At 63.1% G+C, this 1,473-nt stretch carries 2 protein-coding genes; both read left to right on the top strand.

What is annotated here, in order from left to right:
• The first annotated feature begins 76 nt into the window (after nucleotides 1-76).
• The gene (locus EN969_RS30830) at nucleotides 77-850 is read left to right on the top strand and encodes a 3-oxoacyl-ACP reductase family protein (protein ID WP_024503950.1); all 774 of its coding nucleotides are present in this window, start codon (nucleotides 77-79) and stop codon (nucleotides 848-850) included.
• Nucleotides 851-1,057: 207 nt separating this feature from the next.
• Nucleotides 1,058-1,473: histidinol dehydrogenase (locus EN969_RS30820; RefSeq protein WP_206525278.1), on the top strand; the 416-nt coding region annotated here is incomplete at its 3' end.

Below are 1,473 nucleotides of genomic sequence, written 5' to 3'. Positions count from 1 at the left end.
GTATATGCTTGTATATGTAACTTGACCTGATAGTCTCTACGCCGAAGCGGAAACCGACACCGACCAGGAGGATCACATGCGCAACGCTTCTCTCTTCGATCTCTCCGGCAGGAAGGCGCTTGTCACCGGCGCCAGCCGTGGCATCGGGCGCAGCATCGCCGAAGCGCTGAGTGCTGCCGGCGCCGACGTCGCGGTCACGGCGCGCAGCCTGGCCGCGCTGGAGCACACGACGGTCGCCATCCGCGCGGCCGGTGGGGTGGCGCATGCCATCGCTCTCGACGTCACCGATGTCGGCCGCTGCCGCGCAGCCACCAACGAGGCTGCCAGCCTGCTTGGTGGTCTCGACATTCTCGTCAACAATGCCGGGATGGAGGAGGTGCGGCCCTCGCTCGATGTCGACGAGGCGCTGTGGGACAGGATCGTCGACACGAATCTGAAGGGAGCGTTCTTCTGCGCCCAGGCCGCCGCGCGGCAGATGCGCGACGCCGGCCGTCCCGGCACCATCATCAACCTGTGCTCGCTGACGTCGGAAGTCGGAATCCCAACCGCGGTGCCGTATGGCTCGTCGAAGTCCGGCCTGCTCGGCATGACGCGGGCGCTTGCGGCCGAGTGGGCGGAGCTTGGCATAAGGGTCAACGCCATCGCGCCGGGCTATTTCAGGACGGCGATGACGGACGTTTTTTACAACAACGAGGCATGGCAGCACTCCATGCTGGCCAAGATCCCGCAGCGGCGTTTCGGTGATCTCTCCGACCTGCATGGCATCGCCGTGTTCCTCGCTTCGGATGCGGCGGCCTACATAACCGGCCAGTCCATTCCGGTCGATGGCGGCTTTCTCGCCTCGATCTGATGAGGCAGGTTTATCTCGGTAGTTTCGACGGGAAGGAAGATGGAAAAATCGCTGGCGACCGTCACATAGACATGTATATACTTTTGGCCGAGTGAAGCCTCTCGACGGCTTTGATCCTTGTTCAGGGTCGACCTGTCGGCCCGCAGCATATGGCCGGCCTGCGCCAGCCGTGATTGCGTTCCAAGAGTTCCAGGAGAACGAGCAGCCATGTCCGACATCAGCTTCCACGATTTGTCATCCATCGATGCCGACCAGCGCGCCAGTCTGCTGAAGCGCGCCGAGGCCGATCTGACGGTCTTCGTCGAGAAGGTCCGGCCGATCATCCAGGCCGTCAAGGACGAAGGCGACGCCGCCTTGATCCGCTTCGCCAGGGAACTCGACAAGGCCAATGTCGCCGAGGGCGAGCTGCAGGTGTCGGAAGCCGAGTTCGACGCGGCGTTCGACAAGGTGGAAAAGGACGTCGTCGAGAGCATCCAGTTCGGCATCGACAACATCAGGCATTTCCATGAGGAGCAGAAGCCGGAAACGATGTGGCTCAAGGAAGTCCGGCCGGGCGCCTATGCCGGCGACCGGTACACGCCGATCGCTTCCGTTGCGCTCTACGTGCCGCGCGGCAAGGGTGC

Source organism: Mesorhizobium sp. M7A.F.Ca.CA.003.01.2.1 (genome assembly GCF_003998945.1).
Taxonomy (GTDB): Bacteria; Pseudomonadota; Alphaproteobacteria; order Rhizobiales; family Rhizobiaceae; genus Mesorhizobium; species Mesorhizobium ciceri.
This window is presented reverse-complemented; position numbering and strand designations above follow the sequence as displayed.